Source organism: Citrobacter sp. CK189, from assembly GCF_030333505.1.
Lineage (GTDB): Bacteria > Pseudomonadota > Gammaproteobacteria > Enterobacterales > Enterobacteriaceae > Citrobacter_B > Citrobacter_B koseri.
Map to the genome: position 1 here is coordinate 1,163,424 of NZ_JAOWFV010000038.1, position 17,305 is coordinate 1,180,728.

Annotated in this window: 16 protein-coding genes and 1 riboswitch; of the genes, 6 read left to right on the plus strand and 10 right to left on the minus strand. The window is 54.4% G+C overall.

Annotated features, from left to right (window positions below):
- Positions 1 to 3 precede the first annotated feature (3 nt).
- Both fdxH and fdnI read left to right on the plus strand, forming a co-directional pair.
- On the plus strand, positions 4 to 888 hold the full coding sequence (gene fdxH / locus OGV83_RS15370; RefSeq protein WP_012132387.1) for a formate dehydrogenase subunit beta: 885 nt from the start codon (positions 4 to 6) through the stop codon (positions 886 to 888).
- A complete protein-coding gene (gene fdnI / locus OGV83_RS15375) occupies positions 881 to 1,537 on the plus strand; it encodes a formate dehydrogenase-N subunit gamma (protein WP_012132388.1) in 657 nt (218 codons plus the stop codon). Before fdxH ends, fdnI begins: the two co-directional genes overlap by 8 nt.
- A gap of 137 nt (positions 1,538 to 1,674) precedes the next feature.
- Here fdnI and maeA read toward each other — a convergent pair whose 3' ends face one another.
- Both maeA and sra read right to left on the minus strand, forming a co-directional pair.
- Positions 1,675 to 3,372, minus strand: coding sequence for a malate dehydrogenase (maeA, locus tag OGV83_RS15380; RefSeq protein WP_012132390.1), 1,698 nt, complete (start codon positions 3,370 to 3,372; stop codon positions 1,675 to 1,677).
- A 173-nt stretch (positions 3,373 to 3,545) separates the two neighbouring features.
- Complete coding sequence (gene sra, locus OGV83_RS15385; RefSeq protein WP_024130331.1) at positions 3,546 to 3,689, minus strand: stationary-phase-induced ribosome-associated protein; 144 nt, start codon at positions 3,687 to 3,689, stop codon at positions 3,546 to 3,548.
- Between the two features lie 169 nt (positions 3,690 to 3,858).
- Between sra and osmC the strand changes: the two genes are divergently transcribed.
- The gene (gene osmC / locus OGV83_RS15390) at positions 3,859 to 4,290 is read left to right on the plus strand and encodes a peroxiredoxin OsmC (protein ID WP_012132392.1); all 432 of its coding nucleotides are present in this window, start codon (positions 3,859 to 3,861) and stop codon (positions 4,288 to 4,290) included.
- A 100-nt stretch (positions 4,291 to 4,390) separates the two neighbouring features.
- Here osmC and OGV83_RS15395 read toward each other — a convergent pair whose 3' ends face one another.
- Genes OGV83_RS15395 through OGV83_RS15425 form a run of 7 tightly spaced genes read right to left on the minus strand, consistent with a single transcriptional unit; the run spans position 4,391 to position 11,313 of the window.
- On the minus strand, positions 4,391 to 5,335 hold the full coding sequence (locus OGV83_RS15395; RefSeq protein ID WP_047463662.1) for an oligopeptide/dipeptide ABC transporter ATP-binding protein: 945 nt from the start codon (positions 5,333 to 5,335) through the stop codon (positions 4,391 to 4,393).
- A complete protein-coding gene (locus tag OGV83_RS15400) occupies positions 5,328 to 6,314 on the minus strand; it encodes an ABC transporter ATP-binding protein (protein WP_071258329.1) in 987 nt (328 codons plus the stop codon). The genes OGV83_RS15395 and OGV83_RS15400 overlap by 8 nt, the downstream gene beginning before the upstream one ends.
- Positions 6,311 to 7,207 carry a D,D-dipeptide ABC transporter permease gene (ddpC, locus tag OGV83_RS15405; protein ID WP_115181639.1) on the minus strand — a complete coding sequence of 299 codons (897 nt, stop codon included), beginning with the start codon at positions 7,205 to 7,207 and terminating at the stop codon, positions 6,311 to 6,313. Before ddpC ends, OGV83_RS15400 begins: the two co-directional genes overlap by 4 nt.
- Entirely contained in the window at positions 7,204 to 8,226 is a 1,023-nt protein-coding gene (locus OGV83_RS15410) for an ABC transporter permease (RefSeq protein WP_012132396.1), read from the minus strand. The genes ddpC and OGV83_RS15410 overlap by 4 nt, the downstream gene beginning before the upstream one ends.
- A gap of 44 nt (positions 8,227 to 8,270) precedes the next feature.
- Positions 8,271 to 9,833, minus strand: a complete 1,563-nt coding sequence (locus tag OGV83_RS15415; RefSeq protein ID WP_286463956.1) for an ABC transporter substrate-binding protein — start codon at positions 9,831 to 9,833, stop codon at positions 8,271 to 8,273.
- A complete protein-coding gene (gene ddpX / locus OGV83_RS15420) occupies positions 9,830 to 10,432 on the minus strand; it encodes a D-alanyl-D-alanine dipeptidase (RefSeq protein ID WP_214143184.1) in 603 nt (200 codons plus the stop codon). Before ddpX ends, OGV83_RS15415 begins: the two co-directional genes overlap by 4 nt.
- 14 nt (positions 10,433 to 10,446) lie before the next feature.
- Positions 10,447 to 11,313, minus strand: a complete 867-nt coding sequence (locus tag OGV83_RS15425) for a MurR/RpiR family transcriptional regulator (protein WP_012132399.1) — start codon at positions 11,311 to 11,313, stop codon at positions 10,447 to 10,449.
- A gap of 726 nt (positions 11,314 to 12,039) precedes the next feature.
- Here OGV83_RS15425 and OGV83_RS15430 point away from each other — a divergent pair.
- The 3 genes from OGV83_RS15430 (at position 12,040) to OGV83_RS15440 (ending at position 15,763) form a co-directional block, all read left to right on the plus strand.
- The gene (locus OGV83_RS15430; RefSeq protein WP_230032113.1) at positions 12,040 to 13,983 is read left to right on the plus strand and encodes a methyl-accepting chemotaxis protein; all 1,944 of its coding nucleotides are present in this window, start codon (positions 12,040 to 12,042) and stop codon (positions 13,981 to 13,983) included.
- A 204-nt stretch (positions 13,984 to 14,187) separates the two neighbouring features.
- Entirely contained in the window at positions 14,188 to 14,502 is a 315-nt protein-coding gene (locus OGV83_RS15435; protein WP_047463672.1) for a helix-turn-helix domain-containing protein, read from the plus strand.
- Positions 14,495 to 15,763 (plus strand): type II toxin-antitoxin system HipA family toxin, encoded by a 1,269-nt coding sequence (locus OGV83_RS15440; protein WP_115626690.1) that lies wholly within the window; start codon positions 14,495 to 14,497, stop codon positions 15,761 to 15,763. The genes OGV83_RS15435 and OGV83_RS15440 overlap by 8 nt, the downstream gene beginning before the upstream one ends.
- Before the next feature lie 41 nt (positions 15,764 to 15,804).
- On the opposite strand, the gene OGV83_RS15445 is transcribed toward OGV83_RS15440, so the two are convergent.
- Entirely contained in the window at positions 15,805 to 17,127 is a 1,323-nt protein-coding gene (locus OGV83_RS15445) for a glycoside hydrolase family 10-like protein (protein ID WP_214143183.1), read from the minus strand.
- 75 nt (positions 17,128 to 17,202) lie between these two features.
- Positions 17,203 to 17,265: riboswitch (Fluoride riboswitch) on the plus strand.
- Positions 17,266 to 17,305: the final 40 nt, after the last annotated feature.

Below are 17,305 nucleotides of genomic sequence, written 5' to 3' on the forward strand. Positions count from 1 at the left end.
CATATGTCTTTGGAAACGCAGGACATCATCAAACGGTCTGCAACAAACCCGATCACGCCGCCTCCCCAGGCGCGTGATTATAAAGCGGAAGTCGCAAAACTGATCGACGTCTCCTCCTGCGTAGGCTGTAAAGCCTGCCAGGTGGCTTGTTCCGAGTGGAATGACATTCGTGACGAGGTGGGTCATTGCGTCGGGGTGTATGACAACCCGGCCGATCTTAGCGCGAAATCCTGGACGGTGATGCGTTTTAGCGAAACCGAACAGAACGGCAAGCTGGAATGGCTGATTCGTAAAGACGGCTGTATGCACTGTGAAGATCCGGGCTGCCTGAAGGCATGCCCGTCTGCCGGCGCGATCATCCAGTACGCTAACGGGATTGTTGATTTCCAGTCCGAACATTGTATTGGCTGCGGCTACTGCATCGCCGGGTGTCCATTTAATGTTCCGCGCCTCAATAAAGAGGACAACCGCGTCTATAAATGTACGCTGTGTGTGGATCGCGTCAGTATCGGTCAGGAACCGGCTTGCGTGAAAACTTGCCCAACCGGGGCAATCCATTTCGGCACCAAGAAAGAGATGCTGGAGATGGGGGAGCAGCGCGTGGAGAAACTCAAAGCGCGCGGTTTCGAACATGCCGGTGTTTACAACCCACAAGGTGTGGGCGGTACGCACGTCATGTACGTTCTGCATCACGCGAACCAGCCGGAGCTGTATCACGGCTTACCGAAAGATCCACAGATCGATACCTCTATCAACTTGTGGAAAGGGGCGCTGAAACCTCTGGCTGCCGCCGGGTTTATCGCCACCTTCGCCGGGCTTATCTATCACTACATTGGTATTGGCCCGAACAAGGAAGTGGACGATGAAGAGGAGGACCATCATGAGTAAGTCGAAAATGATTGTGCGCACGAAATTTATCGATCGCGCCTGTCACTGGACGGTGGTGATTTGCTTCTTCCTGGTGTCGCTGTCGGGAATTGCGTTTTTCTTCCCGACGCTGCAATGGCTGACGCAAACCTTCGGGACGCCGCAGATGGGGCGTATTTTGCACCCGTTCTTCGGCGTAGCGATTTTTGTCGCACTGATGTTCATGTTTGTGCGCTTTGTACACCACAACATCCCGGACAAGAAAGATCTTCCGTGGCTGAAAAATATTGTGGAAGTTCTGAAGGGCAATGAACACAAAGTCGCCGATGTCGGTAAGTACAATGCCGGGCAGAAAATGATGTTCTGGTCGATCATGAGCATGATTTTCGTGCTGCTGGTGACGGGCGTGATTATCTGGCGTCCGTACTTTGCGCAGTTCTTCCCGATGCAGGTCGTGCGTTATAGCCTGCTGATCCATGCGGCGGCAGGCATCATCCTGATGCACGCCATCCTCATCCATATGTATATGGCATTCTGGGTGAAAGGATCGATTAAAGGGATGATCGAAGGTAAGGTGAGTCGTCGCTGGGCGAAGAAACACCACCCGCGCTGGTATCGCGACGTCGAGAAGGTCGAAGCGAAAAAGGAAAGCAAAGAGGGATTACAATAACCCGCTTTCAAAAGACAAAAGCGCTACGTCTGTAGCGCTTTTTTTTTGCCAACAGAATGCCGGATGGCGCTGCGCTTATCCGACCGACAACCGTATAAAACACAGGCCCGGTAAGCGTAGCGCCACCGGGCAAACACTCAGATAGAGGTACGGCGGTAATCGCGGTATTCCGCTTGCCAGAAATTCTCGTCGATGGCTTGCTGTAGCGCTTCTGCGGACGTTTTTACCGCCACGCCCTGTTGCTGCGCCATTTTACCCACGGCAAAGGCAATCGCTCGCGACACGGTCTGAATATCTTTCAGCTCCGGCAATACCAGACCTTCGCCGTTGAGCACCAGCGGAGAGTATTTCGCCAGCGTTTCGCTTGCCGACATCAGCATTTCGTCGGTAATACGCGACGCGCCGGACGCAATCACGCCCAGGCCGATCCCCGGGAAGATGTAGGCGTTATTACATTGCGCAATAGGGTAAATTTTATCTTTCCAGGCCACCGGCGCGAAAGGACTGCCGGTCGCGACCAGCGCATTGCCTTCGGTCCAGGCGATGATGTCCTGAGGCGTGGCTTCAACGCGGGACGTCGGGTTAGACAGCGGCATCACGATCGGACGTGGGCAGTGCTTGTGCATCTCGCGAATGATCTCTTCAGTAAAGAGTCCGGTTTGCCCCGACACGCCAATCAGAATGTCCGGCTTCACGTTGCGCACGACATCAAGCAGGGAGAGCACTTCGCTTTCGCTGTCCCAGTGTTGCAGGTTCTCGCGTTTTTGCACCAGCTTCGTCTGGAATGAGAGCAGGTTAGGCATCTGATCAGTCAACAGACCAAAGCGATCCACCATAAACACTTTCTGGCGAGCGGCTTCTTCGCTGAGTCCTTCGCGTTGGGTTTGCGCGATGATCTGTTCAGCAATCCCGCAACCGGCAGAACCTGCGCCAAGGAAGACGATTTTCTGCTCGCTCAACTGGCTGCCCGCCGCACGGCTGGCGGCAATCAGAGTACCGACGGTCACGGCCGCCGTTCCCTGAATATCATCGTTGAAAGAGCAGATTTCATCGCGATAGCGATTAAGCAGCGGCATCGCGTTTTTCTGCGCAAAATCTTCGAATTGCAGCAAGACGTCCGGCCAGCGCTGTTTCACCGCCTGAATAAACTCATCGACGAATTCATAGTATTCGTCATCGGTGATGCGCGGGTTACGCCAGCCCATATAGAGCGGATCGTTCAGCAACTGCTGATTGTTGGTGCCGACGTCCAGCACCACCGGTAGGGTATAGGCCGGGCTGATGCCGCCACAGGCGGTGTACAGCGACAGTTTACCGATTGGAATCCCCATTCCGCCAATGCCCTGGTCGCCAAGACCGAGGATGCGTTCCCCGTCCGTCACCACAATCACTTTGATATTGTGGTTAGGCACGTTTTGCAGGATATCGTCCATGTTGTGGCGGTTCTGATAAGAGATGAACACGCCGCGCGCGCGACGGTAGATCTCAGAGAAGCGCTCACAGGCGGCGCCCACCGTTGGGGTATAGATAACCGGCATCATCTCATCGAGATGGTTTTGCACCAGTCGGTAGAACAGGGTTTCGTTGGTATCCTGAATGTTGCGCAGATAGATATGTTTATCGATTTCCGTTTTGAATCCCTGATACTGGATCCAGGCGCGCTCCGCCTGTTCTTCAATCGATTCGACCACTTCCGGCAGTAACCCCAGCAGGTTGAAGTTACGGCGTTCTTCTATACTGAAAGCGCTTCCTTTATTCAGGAGAGGAAATTCCAGCAGCACAGGGCCAGCGTAAGGAATATAAAGGGAACGCTGTTTCTTGATTTTGGTTTCCATGTCACTCACTCTTTTTCGAATATCCGTTCCTGGTGCTGTTTTATGGGCGTACTTAGGTTTTCACCAGGGCGTCGGGCAAAGAGTATAAAGCATTGTGAATGAATCCAGGCTTTTGTAAGCAAAAACACCATTGCGGTTGCAATGGTGTTTATCGTCATATCAGAACAGGGCGCTTACTTTTGGCTGTCAGCGTGACGTTTTCTGCCAGTAGGGTTGTTGACCACGCTGACTTTGTCGCCTTCGGTCACGAGCTTGCGTTGGTTGGAAATTTTATGGTCCAGTCCAAGAATATGACGGGCCTGACGGTTCGATTTCATTTTAACTCCTCAATCCTGTTGCTAGTTTTAAGGACAAATTCGCAATTGCGAAAGAAACGTAACCCCTTAGGTTGCTGGTACAGCATAGCAGGTTTTCCCCGGAAGGCGACCGAACGCGTGTAACAGAGTTGGTCTATACTTTCTGTTTTGAGCCAACAGGAGAGCAAGAATGACAATCCATAAGAAAGGTCAGGCACACTGGGAAGGCGATATTAAAGGTGGAAAAGGTACGGTATCGACCGAAAGCGGCGTGTTGAATCAACAACCCTATGGCTTTAATACACGCTTTGAAGGCGTAAAAGGGACCAACCCGGAAGAGTTGATCGGCGCGGCCCACGCGGCCTGTTTCTCGATGGCGCTTTCGCTGATGCTGGGCGAGGCGGGTTTTACCCCATCGTCAATCGACACGACAGCCGATGTCTCGCTGGATAAAGTCGACGCGGGTTTTGCGATCACGAAAATTGCGTTGCACAGTGAAGTTGCCGTACCTGGCATTGATGCGTCCACCTTTGACGGCATTATTCAGAAAGCGAAAGCCGGATGCCCGGTTTCGCAGGTGCTGAAAGCGGAAATCACGCTGGATTATCAGTTGACGTCATAACGGCATCAATCTCGACGGCCCGGTGATTGAGCGTCGGGTCGGCCCCACAACACCCTGTAGGCCCGGTAAGCGACAGCGCCACCGGGCGATTGCCTGGCTCTTACTCCACCGCTCGCCAGCAGCGAACGTCGCTCTCCGATCCCCGCGTCAATAATGCCTGCGGTTTTTCACAGCCACGGGTTGCCAGCGGACAGCGATCGCGAAAATAACACCCTTGCGGCAGGTGGCGGTTCCCCGGTAATTCCGTTTTGCGCAGCACCAGATCTTCTGCCAGCGGCGCCCCCGTTTTCGGAACGGAATCCAGCAACAGCCGGGTATAGGGATGTGCAGGCGTGGTTAACACCTGTTGCGCGTCGCCCAGTTCAACAATTTGCCCGAGATACATCACCGCCACCCGATCGCTCATGTACCGCACAACCGACACGTTGTGTGAAATCAGCACATACGTCAGTTTACGGCGCGTCTGTAGCGCAACCAGCAGATTCAGGATCTGCGCCTGCACGGAGATATCCAGCGCGGAAGTCGGTTCATCAAGCACGATAACGTCCGGCTCTGACGATAAGGCGCGGGCGATGGCGATGCGCTGGCGTTGTCCGCCGGAAAACGCATGGGGAAGCCTGTCGAGGTACTCAGGCCGGATGCCAACCTGTAAGGCCAGTTCTTCCGCCAGCGTCCGCCGTTCACGTTCGCTGTTATGCTTCTGGAGCCAGACGGGCTCGGTGATAATCCGCCAGACGGGTAATCGGGGATCCAGCGAAGAGAGCGGGTCCTGAAAGACCATCTGCATCCCGCTGTTGGCGCCGGTGCGCGCAACGCCAGGCCGCGAGCACTCGCCGTGGCTGGGTTTTAACATTCCCATCAGCAGTTGCGCCAGCGTACTTTTCCCGCAGCCGGATTCCCCCACGATGCCGAGCGTTTCTCCCTGGCGAATCTGCAAATCCATACCGTTCAGGGCATGTACGCGTTCCGTCACCCGGCCCAACCAGTTTTTACGGGCGGGGAAGGTGATATGGACATCCCGTAACGAGAGCAATATGTCAGACATGCGTCATCTCCTGTTGTGGATACCAGCAGGCGGATTGTTGTTCAGGTTCGCCATGATTCTCCAACTCCGGGACAGCCTCGCACAGCGTCCCGGCGGCAAAACAGCGTTCGCGGAAGGCGCATCCGGTTGGCAGACAGGTCAGGTTAGGCACCGTCCCTGGAATCGCGGGCAGCGGCGCGCGAGGTTCGCCGTGTTCCGGCGCGCATTTCAACAAACCAATGGAATAGGGATGCGTGGGGCGGCGAATAACCGTCTGCGTGGGGCCGCTCTCAATCACGCTTCCGGCATACATGACATACAGCCGATCGCACAACTGCGATACCACCGCCATATCATGACTGATAAACAGCACCGCAGTACCGCTGGCTCGCGCTTTTAGTTTCAGCAAACGCAGAACCTGTAGCTGCACCGTGACGTCCAGCGCGGTAGTGGGTTCGTCGGCAATAATCAGCTCCGGTTCGCAGGAGAATGCCAGCGCGATCATCACCCGCTGGCGCATCCCGCCGGACAGCTCAAACGGAAATCGCGCCATAACCTGCGCCGCATCGGGAATTTGCATCTCTTCCAGCAGGGCGATGGCTTTCTCCCGCGCCGCCTGGCGGCTCACCGCCTGATGATGGCGAATGACTTCCACCATTTGTTGCCCAATGCGCCGGGTGGGATTCAGCGCCGTCATTGGCTCCTGGAAGATCATCGACACGCGCGCGCCGCGCCATTTACGCATCTGCTTTTCGCTGGCATTCAGCACATCCTCGCCCAGCAGCGATACGCGGCCCTGATGAATGTGATAGCTGCCTTCCGGCAGCAGCCGCATTGCCAGCATGGCGGTGACGGATTTACCTGACCCGGACTCGCCGACCACGCCGACGATTTCGCCCCGGTCGATGCGCAATGATACGTGGTTAAGGGCGTGAACATCGGCTTTGTAACCCGGAAAGCTCAGGTGTAAATCCTCAATTTCCAGCACGGGTTGGGTCATGACTGTTTTCCTCCGGCTTTAGGGTCAAGCAGATCGCGAATACCATCGCCAAACAGGTTAAACCCGACAGCGGTAATCAGGATCGCCGCCCCAGGAAAGGCGCAATACCACCACTGGTCGAGGACATAGTTACGACCAATAGCCACCATTGCGCCCCATTCAGCGGTAGGCTGTTGTGCGCCAAGGCCAATAAAGCCCAGCGTAGCGGCCATCAGGATCGCGCTGCCAATATCCAGCGACGCCTGCACGATAAGCGGCGGCAGCGAATTACGTAAGATATGCCAGCTGATAAGGTGCCAGCGAGAAGCGCCATACGTTCGGGCAGCCTGTACATAGGTAAACTGGCGCACGACCAGCGTTTGCCCCCGCGCCAGGCGTACATAAAAAGGAATACGGACAATGGCGATCGCCATCATGGCGTTAAACAGGCTCGGCCCCAGCGCGGCGGCCAGCGCCATCGTCAGCACCAGCGAAGGAATCGACAGCATAATATCCATCAGGCGCATAATAATGGCGTCGGCGCGCCCGCCCATGACGCCGGACAGACAGCCAAGCAAGGAGCCGATTCCACCGGCAATCCCCACGACGACCAGCCCGGCGACAATGGATTGCTGGCTGCCGACCAGTACGCGGCTGAACAGATCGCGTCCCACTTCGTCAGTGCCGAACCAGTGCGTCGCAGAGGGCGCAAGCAGGCGCGCGGTCAAATCAATGGCATTGGGATCGTAAGGCGTTATCCAGGGCGACAGCACCATCAGTAGCAACATCAGGATGATAATCACGCCGCCGGTCAGCGTCAGCGGGCTGCTTTTCATCAGCCAGAAGAGTTTTGCCCAGTCGATCCGGCGGCGGGCGGTCTGCGACGGGGCGGGCGTCTCTTGCGTTAACATCATTCAGCACCTCCGCGACCGATTCGGGGATCGATCCACAAATAGAGTAAATCGACGACCAGGTTTACCAGCACATAAGCCAAAGAAACTACTACGGCGAATCCCATCACCGCCGGAAAATCCAGCGCCTGAATAGAGGTGACCACCCACGCCCCCATTCCCGGCCAGGCAAAGACCGTCTCGGTAAGCACGGCGCCATACAGCAAATCGCCCAGCGCCAGCCCCAGAACGGTAATCGACGGAATCAGGGCGTTAGGCAAGGCATAGCAGAGCACGATGTACCAGCCAGGCAGACCGCTGGCACGCGCGGTACGAATGTAGTCCTCGCTGAGTTGTTCCAGCATGGCGGAACGAATCTGACGGGCGACAATTCCCAGGTGGACAAACGCCAGGGTCAGCGCCGGTAAAATAAGGTGTTGTAACGCGTTGAAAAAGACCTCGCCATTCCCCTCCAGCAGCGCGTCAATCAGGTAGAACCCGGTGACGTGGGCGGGCGGGTCCAGCCAGTCATCAAGCCTTCCACCGCCGGGCAGAATTTGCAGATGCCCGTAAAACAGAACAATAACGCCCAGCCCCAGCCAGAACGCCGGGGTGGAAATGCCGGTTATCGCCATCAGCCGCACCAGATGGTCCAGCCAGCGGTTTCGCCATACGGCGGATAAAATCCCCAGCGGAATTCCGATCACCAACGCCAGCAGCAGGGAACAGAAGGCCAGTTCAAGCGTGGCGGGGAAAAACACGCGCAACTCTTCCATTACCGGGCGGCCAGTGCGTATAGACGTGCCCAGATCACCGTGAAAAACGTCGCTGACATAGCGAAAAAATTGCACATACAGCGGCTGATCCAGCCCCAGCTGTTGGCGAATGTTTTCGACAATTTCATCGCTGGCGCGATCGCCGGCCAGCAGTCGCGCAGGGTCGCCAGGAATCAGGTGAGAAATAATAAACGTAATTACGCAAACACCGGCGACCACCAGAATTAGTCCCCAGCATCGCTGGCGTAAAATGCTCCAGAACGTCATAGGCTTCCCCTTGCGGAGCCATAACGGCCCCGCATCAACGTGGCTTATTTACTCATGGCGCCAATGTTAAAGACCTGTTCCAGCATGGGGTTGAAAACAAAGCCTTTGACCTCTTTGTTCATCGCCAACTGATAGTTTTTCTGGAAGAGATAGACGTAGGCGGCCTCATCAATCACGATGGTTTGCGCCTGCTGGTAATCCTTCGTTCTGGCCGCCTGATCGGTGGTGGTCAGCGCGCTGCGCAGAAGTTTATCGACCCCGGCGTTTTCATAAAACGAACGGTTACCCGGCAGACCTTTCTTATCAGACTCAAACCAGTAGTTCATGAACATGTACGGATCGGCGAAGTCCGGGCTCCAGTTGCCGATGGCAATGTCGTAATCACCTTTGCCGATCCGGTCGCGCATGGTGGCATTCGCCAGTTTTTCCAGCTTCACCTTAATACCCAGCTTGCTGAGACTGGCCTGCGTGGAAAGCGCAATCGGCTCCCAGTTTGGATCGTTATCAGAGTAGAGGAAGCTCAGGCTGTCGGGCTTGGTCGCGACTTGCTCCCAGGCGGCTTTGGCTTTCGCTTCATCAAAACTGTACTGCATTGCCTTCGCGTCATAGCCCCACATACCTTCAGGAATCGGGCCGCGCATCTGCTTGCCGTTACCGCTGAGGATACCCGTCACCATGCCTTGATAGTCCGTTGACCATGAAATGGCCCGGCGCAAATCCACCTGATTCAGCGGCGCTTTACTGTTGTTCAGATAGAGATAAGTCACGCGCAGCGAAGGGTAATCCGCCACGTTGACTTTCCCTTCCTGTTTTAACGCGTTGAGCTGGTCTACCGGGAGAGCATCGGCAATGTCGATGTCTCCCCGCGACAATTGCAGGCGGCGGGAAGCGCTCTCACCAATAATTTTTACCGACACGCGCTTAAAGGCAGGTTTGGCTCCCGCATAATGCGGATTCGGCACCAGAATCAGCTGCTGTCCTTTCTGCCAGCTTTTCAGCATAAACGGGCCGGAACCTGCGGTATTCTGCGCCAGAAAACCGCGCGCATCATCTGCGGCATGTTCTTTCAGAACCTCCGGGTTAATAATGGAGGCGCCGTCATTCGCCAGCGTGTACAGGAAGGGCGCAAACGGCTGGCTCAGCGTAAATTTCACCGTATAGTCATCGACGGCTTCGACTTTCAAATCTTTTGGAAAGGCTTCTGCCGGGCCTTGTCCAATTTTCAGCAGACGCGCAAAAGATTGTTGCACCGCATCTGCCGTAACGGGCGAGCCATCAGCGAATCGGGCATCTTTATTAAGGGTAAACGTCCACTCTTTCTGATCGTCAGAGGCCTTCCAGTCGCTCGCCAGATCGCCTTCAACCTCCGTGGAACCTTTACCTCCCTCGGTTTTGTACTGCACAAGGCGTTGATAAGACGGGTAGGTCACCGTCCAGTCGTTGTTATCAATAGTGACGGCAGGATCAAGCGTTTGCGGATCGGCCGCTTTACCAATCACCAGCATATCTTTGGGTACAGCCGCCTGAGCGGCGGGCAGGGCAACAGCCAGTGCCACGGCAATCAGGGCGGGACGAAACAGCGAAGTTAAAGCGTGTGTTGTCTTCATGACCGTGCTCCATCATTTACAGGAAGGGTTGTTGTGCGTGATGCCGGGAAACAGGCAATGCAGTCGTCGAGCAAGGGGTAGCTGGCCGCGTCCGGCAATTCGAAATGCCACCATTCACTGCTGATGCCGACAAAACCACCGCCAAACATAATAGCGTTCAATAACAATCGATTACGTTGCGCTGCGGGTGGAACAGAAGGGTGATACGAGTGCGAGCGATCGTGCATTTCATCAAAACCGGCCCCCATATCAAGCACGTTGCCATGCTCATCCATCAGAGTGACGTCAATTGCCGTACCACGGCTATGGTTTGAACCGATGGCCACATCCACCACGTATTGCGGATCGGGACAGACATGCCACAGAACCGACTGCGCCTGCTGCGGACGATAGGCGTCGTATACCACCAGAGACAGCCCTGCCAGCTGCGCGATGCTGATACTTTTCGCCAGCGCGGTGACGGCATCCGTATGCAACAGGCAACGGGCCTCCCGGTAAATGGGCGCGCCGGTGAGGTTATCGGCGGTGGCGTATTTGAGATCGATATGCAGCGAGGGGAAAATCACTGACAGATCGACCAGTTCAGGGGTTTCTGACATAGCACGTTTCCTGTTTATTGTTCGAATTGACCAAACTCTTGTTGCAACTGGCGATTAGTTCGCAGCCGTTCAGCAAGCGTATCGCCCAGTTGATCCACCACGCCTGACAGCAATAAGTTGAACAGGCAGCTCACGGGGGCGAGTGAATCCCAGAAGTGCCCGGTGTCGGTTTTTACCTGCAATAAGTCGATGGCGTAGTCTCTGGCCCACGGACACCAGACATCAGTGATTAACGCCAGCGGAATGCGCCGCTCGCTGGCAACGCGACAATACTGACGGGCAGCGGCGGAATAGGCGCGGGTATCCGTGATCACCACATATGGCCGTGCGAACCCGGAATTCAGCGACTCAACCCAGCTCCCGGATAGCCCTTCGGAATAACTGACTTTGGGCCGCAGGTATTCCAGGTGGCTGAAAAAGGCGTTAGCAATGCCGCGCGTGGACTGAATCCCCAGAACATACACGGCCTCCGCATGCGCCAGTTGCTGAGCGATGCGCAAGAACGTTTCACTTTGCGCCAGCTGATAGACGTGGGTGATGGCATCAATTTCCAGCGACAGCGACTGACGCGCTCTGTCGGGCAGCCGCTGCTGCTGTTGCCAGGAGTCAAGGCGTTCATTCATCCCCCAGGGCTGATAGGGCACAGATGGCAGTTCCCGCAGGCTGGCTTTGGCATCCTCAAGATTACGAAAACCAAGCTTCCGTAAATAACGTCCTACCGTGATGCCGCTGGTGCCTGTCGCTCTGGCGATACCGTCTGCCGTTTCAAACGGTATCTGCGCCGCGTGCGCTAACAGCCAGCCTGCAACGCGCTTTTCGCTGGGCGTATGCTGGCTAAAACTCTTCTCAATTCGGGCAAATAACTCAGGTTTTGATGTCATTACCGTCTCGCTGTTAGTGAGCTGTCAGAGAGCGTTCCGCTGTTACTGAATTAACAATGCAGGACGCATGCCAACCTGGAAACCACGGCATCGCCGTCTTTTTTGTTAAATTAAGGTGATATTTAATTAACGAATGATCAACATTTGTGCAGATTAGTTCACTTTTGGTGCAGCGATCGTCAGAGAGGGCATGAATGTGTCGAATCCGTCGCAGGGATCACATTGTGATGCCAGAAATTGCAGGGTCAAAAATGACAAACGCCAGCGTGGATAGCAGAAAAATATAAAAGCGCGAGACACATTATTTATCAGCGGAAAGAACGGTGTATTATTTTTGTAGATTTAATAAATATTCAGCAGGCAAGTAATCTGTTCATTTTACGCATTAAAATACAACGCGATATTAATTATTCTTTTATAACAGACAGGTTTGTAGCAACGTATGAAGGCAGATGAAGCGTAAAACCCCCTGACTTATGAAGTGCGGCACAACCAGGAGAACACAAGGCCTGGCGCGTAAGTGATTAAAACAACGCATTAAAAATAATATTCAAAATAAACTTATCACGCTATTTAAATCAGGTGAAAGTGCAGGATTTTGTTATTAGTGACAATGTCACATCTAAGGGCGTGTTAATATTTATTAACGAACCATAAAACCGCATAAAGATATAAATTTGTGTGCCGATACTGAATAAAAGAGAGTCGTTTACATAAGGGGTTTGTATGGTCTGGTATCCATCACGTATTTCCACCCGTCTGACGATTGGGGGGATTGCGCTGCTTGCAGTGACCACGCTGGTTATTGTTGCCATTATGCTCTGGCGCGGTCAGCCGCGCGTTGTTGAGATCAACTCCGCCCTGATAGAGGAGACAGGGCAAGGACTGACTCGCCAGTTAGGTACTGTTTTATCGCGTATTGAAGGTGAAACGGTTAGCCTGTCGCGTCTTGCCGAAGTGCTGCCAAACGACGAATCGCTATACCAGCATGTCGTTCCGCATCTTATTGGCGAACAGAATGATTCCATCATTACCGGCGGCGGCATCTGGCCGGAGCCGGATGCCTTTACGCCCGGCATTGAACGACGCAGTTTCTTCTGGGCGCGTGATGCAGAAGGGAAATTGATCTTTTCCGACGACTACAACGTTGCCGGTGGAAGCGGTTATCATAACGAAAGCTGGTACCTCCAGGCGAAAGGGCACTCACAGAACAGCTGCGTCTGGTCTGATGTTTACCAGGATACGATTTCCGGGGTTAACATGGTGACCTGTAGCATTCCTTATCAACTGGCAGGGAAATTTGCCGGCGTCGCTACAACCGATATCCGACTGGATAACGTCGCCACCTTTATGCAACAGCAGGGGAACAGCACAGGCGGTTATGCCTTTGTGGTGGATAAACAGGGGCAAATCCTCTATTTCCCGCAGGCCGATCACGCGCAGTTTAAAACGTTTACTGACCTGGTCAAAGCCTCTGACTGGCTCGCCCCGGTAGCCGGATCGCTGAAAACGCTGAATGCCTCGGCCGATGTCGCCACCATTCCCCTTGCACACGACGGCATACTGGACGGGCCTTCCCGGGTGATACTTTTCCCGATGGCGGATACCGGGTGGATCGTTGGGCTGGTGACGCCTGAAGAACGCGTTGTCGGGCTGGCAAAAGTGATGATGAAGGATGTACTGGAAGTGCTGATTCCGATCATGGCCATTCTGCTGGTGGGCTCCTGGCTGGTGGTACGCCGTCTTATCTCTCGTCTGGACGATACGCGTCGCGCGCTGGATGATATCGCCCAGGGCGAAGGCGATCTGACTCGCCGCCTGGACGTCCGGGGTAAAGATGAGATTTCCGATATTGCTCAGGCCTTTAACCTCTTTGTGGACAAAATATCCGCGATCCTGATTACCGTTCGCAGCAGTAGCGTGGTGGTTGCGAATAACGCCGTCAGTCTGGCTGACAGTAATATGGAGTTATCCTCCCGCGTAACGCAGCAGGCTGCCGCGCTGGAGGAAAGCGCGTCGGCGATGGAGCAATTAAATGCGACCGTTCATCAAAATACCGGGAATACACAGTTAGCCGATGAGCTTTCCGAAAACACGGCGCAAACGGCTAACCGCTGTGGCGATGTCATGCAGGGCGTGATTTCCACGATGGATAACGTCAGCGCGTCGTCCGGCCGGATGGTGGAAATTGTCGCCGTTATCGACAGCATCGCGTTTCAGACCAACATTCTCGCGCTGAATGCGGCGGTGGAAGCCGCACGAGCGGGTGATGCCGGTCGCGGATTTGCCGTCGTCGCCTCTGAAGTGCGCACGCTGGCACAGCGCAGCGCCACTGCCGCGCAGGAGATCAAGGCGTTAATCGATGAATCAGTCTCACACGTAGACAGCAGCAGTCAGCAGATCCATAACGCCGGGGATCGTCTTGGCGAGTTGGTCGGCAACGTGCGTCAGGTCAGACAATTGATGGGTGAAATTCGCGTGGCGGGTGAAGAACAGCGTAAAGGTGTCTCTGAGGTCACGCTGGCAGTAACCGAAATGGACAGTACGGTTCAGCAGAACGCGTCGCTGATTGATGATGCCGCTGCGCGAACCCAGGTCCTGAAAGAGGAGGCTGAACAACTGGCGCTGCTGGTCTCTTCATTCAGATTGCCTGAACCCACTGCGGCATAATTTTCTCTCTCCCTCACAGAACGTCTGCAAATTGCAGACGTTCTGCTTGTGTCAGTCAGATAACTAAATCCATTATTTAGTGTTTTATCTCCATGAATAGCCAATAACTCCATTATATAGTGGTTTATGCTTTTTGCCTTTGTTGCACATTAACTCTATAATATTGTGTATTACGTCAGAAATATTGCGATAAGGGACACTATGATGGATTTAACCCTTAGTTCTCCAGCCGAGATTGTTACGCTACTCTGCGACCGGTTACGCAAAGAACGCCTGGCAAAACAGATGACTCAGGCTGACGTGGCCGCCCGGGCGGGGGTTGGCGTCAATACGGTTTCAAACCTTGAAGCAGGCAAAAATGTGGGCTTCGAGAATCTGGTCAGAGTGGCGGTGGTATTAGGTTATGGCGACGCGTTGAAAGCGCTGTTCAAGCCCAAAATTGATAGCCTGGATGATATCTTACGTTATGAGAAGAGCGCGACGCGTCAGCGGGTGAAGAGGAAAAATAGCGATGCCTGAGCAGATAGACGTCTTCTATGAAGGATGGGGGGAACGATGGCTCTGGGGCAAGCTGGTCTCCTCAACGGCATTGACCGGTCGGCCAGTCATCGCCTTTGAATACAGTGACGAGGCCGTTCGCAAAGGTTTTGAGCTGTCCCGCTTAACATTACCGCTTGAGGGGCCGCGATTACGCAGGGACTTTCCGGCTCATCAATTACATCTTCCGGGGCCGGTTTACGACGCTCTGCCTGATGGCTGGGGAATGCTGCTGATGGATCGCTTATTCAAACGCAGGGGACTCAATGCCGCCCGGATTGGCCCCCTGGAGCGGCTCACCTGGGTGGGCGGCAACGCAATGGGGGCAATGACATTCCAGCCGGTACAGGCTGAGGCCGAACTCACCTCGCAAGAAGAGATCCCGCTGGTGCAGCTGGCCGCAGAGGTGCAGGAGGTTCTGAGCGGAGAAGGCGGGGAGTTCCTGCAAAAATTATTGCAAATGGGCGGTTCACCACAGGGGGCACGGCCAAAAGCATTACTCTACCGTGACACTGTCACGTCAAAATTCACAACCTCGCCGTTAGCAGGCGCGGAAAGCTGGCTGGTCAAATTCCCGGCCAGACAGGAACATGCCGAGGTCTGCGCCATTGAAGCCGTCTATTCAGCGTGTCTGCGCAAATGCGGCATCCAGACGCCTGACGTTACGTATTTCGCCTTGCCGGAAGGGCAAGCGGCATTCGCCACCCGCCGTTTTGATCGTGAACAAGGGATGCGCGTGCCCATGCAAAGTCTGGCCGCTTTCACTGGCGCGAATTACCAGACGCCTGGTTCGCTCGACTACCGAAGTTTTTTACGTGCGACGCAAATATGCACCAACGATATTCGGGAAAAAGCGCTTGCCTTCGAACGAGTGGTCTTTAATGTCGTGTTCAACAACCGGGACGATCATCCGAAGAACTTCGCTTATCTGATGTCCACAGATGGACAATGGACCCTGGCGCCCGCCTATGATGTGACCTATTGCGATGGGCCTGGCGGCTATCATCAGATGGATGTGATGGGTGAAGCTCTGGATATTGAAAGAAAGCATCTTCAGGCGCTGGGTGAACAGGAAGCCGAATTGCCAGCCCCCAGAGTCGCGGAGATCATCGCGACTATTTGCGACGTTGCGGCAACGTTCAGCGCAATTGCTACCGACCTCTACCCGGGGCAAATCACGAGCGATACGCTGAACTATATCCAAAAACAGATTGATGGGAATATCAGCCGCCTGAAGGGATGACGGCTGAGTCAGTCTCACGGAACAAGAGGGTGTGGAGGAGGTTAGCTTCCCCACCGGCTTTTCAGATAGTTCACCGCTTGCTGGGTTTGCGGCCGATCAAGATAGCTTTCTCTGAACAGGATTGTGCCTTTGATTTGTGAGACGGATTCATTCAGATCCAGTTGCTTCTTAAGCTCCGGGACGCCGCCATTGATCATCCAGTCCGGTTCATTCTTTGACGGTTCGCCGACTTTATACAACGCCACGCCAATATAGAGATGGGTATTCGTGGGTTTCACCACATCCGCCCACCATTTCGCCAGCACATCATAACGGGCCGCGTCACGCGCAAAGGGCCAGTAGAGCTGCGGCGCAATGTAATCCAGTAATCCCAGTTGCACCCAGCGGCGAGTATCGGCATAGGATTCATCATACGCCGCCGCGCCCCTCGTATCCGAACCTGCCGGATCATGCGAGCGGTTACGCCATACGCCAGCGGGGCTGACGCCAAATTCAACATCCGGTTTCAGGTTTTTGACCGTGCGGGACACCTGCTCAATCAGCAGTTGCGTATTGTGTCGCCGCCAGTCCGCTTTTGAGGCAAACGCCTGACCATATCGGGCAAAAGTGGAATTGTCGTTAAGCGTGGAGCCAGGCGTTTCGGTATAAAAATAGTCATCAAACTGTACGCCATCGATGGGATAACGTGTGACCACTTCCGCCACGATACTGGTGATCCAGTCCCGGACGTCAGGAATGCCGGGATCAAGAACAAAACGATCTCCAGAGATGCGCACCCAGTCGCGATGCAGCACAAACACGCTCGCCGGATTTGACGTCACCGTCGCATTTAACTGCGCCACCGTTGCCGGTTTGGTGTTTACCGATACGCGGTAGGGGTTAAACCAGGCGTGTACTTTCATTCCCCGCTTATGCGCTTCATCAAGCATAAACTGTAGCGGGTCGTAGCCCGGATCTTCACCAATCTTTCCGGTCAGCATATCTGACCACGGTAAAATTTTTGACGGCCAGAGCGCCGTTCCATCCGGCTTGACCTGGAAAAACACGGTATTGATTCCCAGACTTTTTAGTTTATCCAGCTTTTCGATCAACGCGTTCTGTTGTTGACGCACCCGAACCGCCGCATTACTCGTATTCACGGAACTGGCCGGAGGCCAGTCAAGACGCGAAACGGTTGCCAGCCAGATACCACGAACCGGCTGCTGATTTTTCTGGGATGGGGCTGGCGTCGCGGAAGAAGGGGGCGTAACCAGAGAAACGGGAGGTTTTGAGGCGCAACTGGCAAGTAAAAACGCGGTGGCGACAAGCGTAGCCCGTTTTTTTACTTTGCTGACAAGACGAGCGTGACGAGAGCTGATGATCATATTTGCCAATTTTCCGTTTGGTTAATCCAAAAAATCTTACACGAGATCTGGCTAATTACAGAGTTCATTGCTACGTTTTTTACAGGAGATGGCATTCCTCCTCATAACCGCCCTCTGGCTGATGATGCCTGCACATTCTGGACGTTGCCCCGCGTGGACAAGTCAACGTGTATTGTGT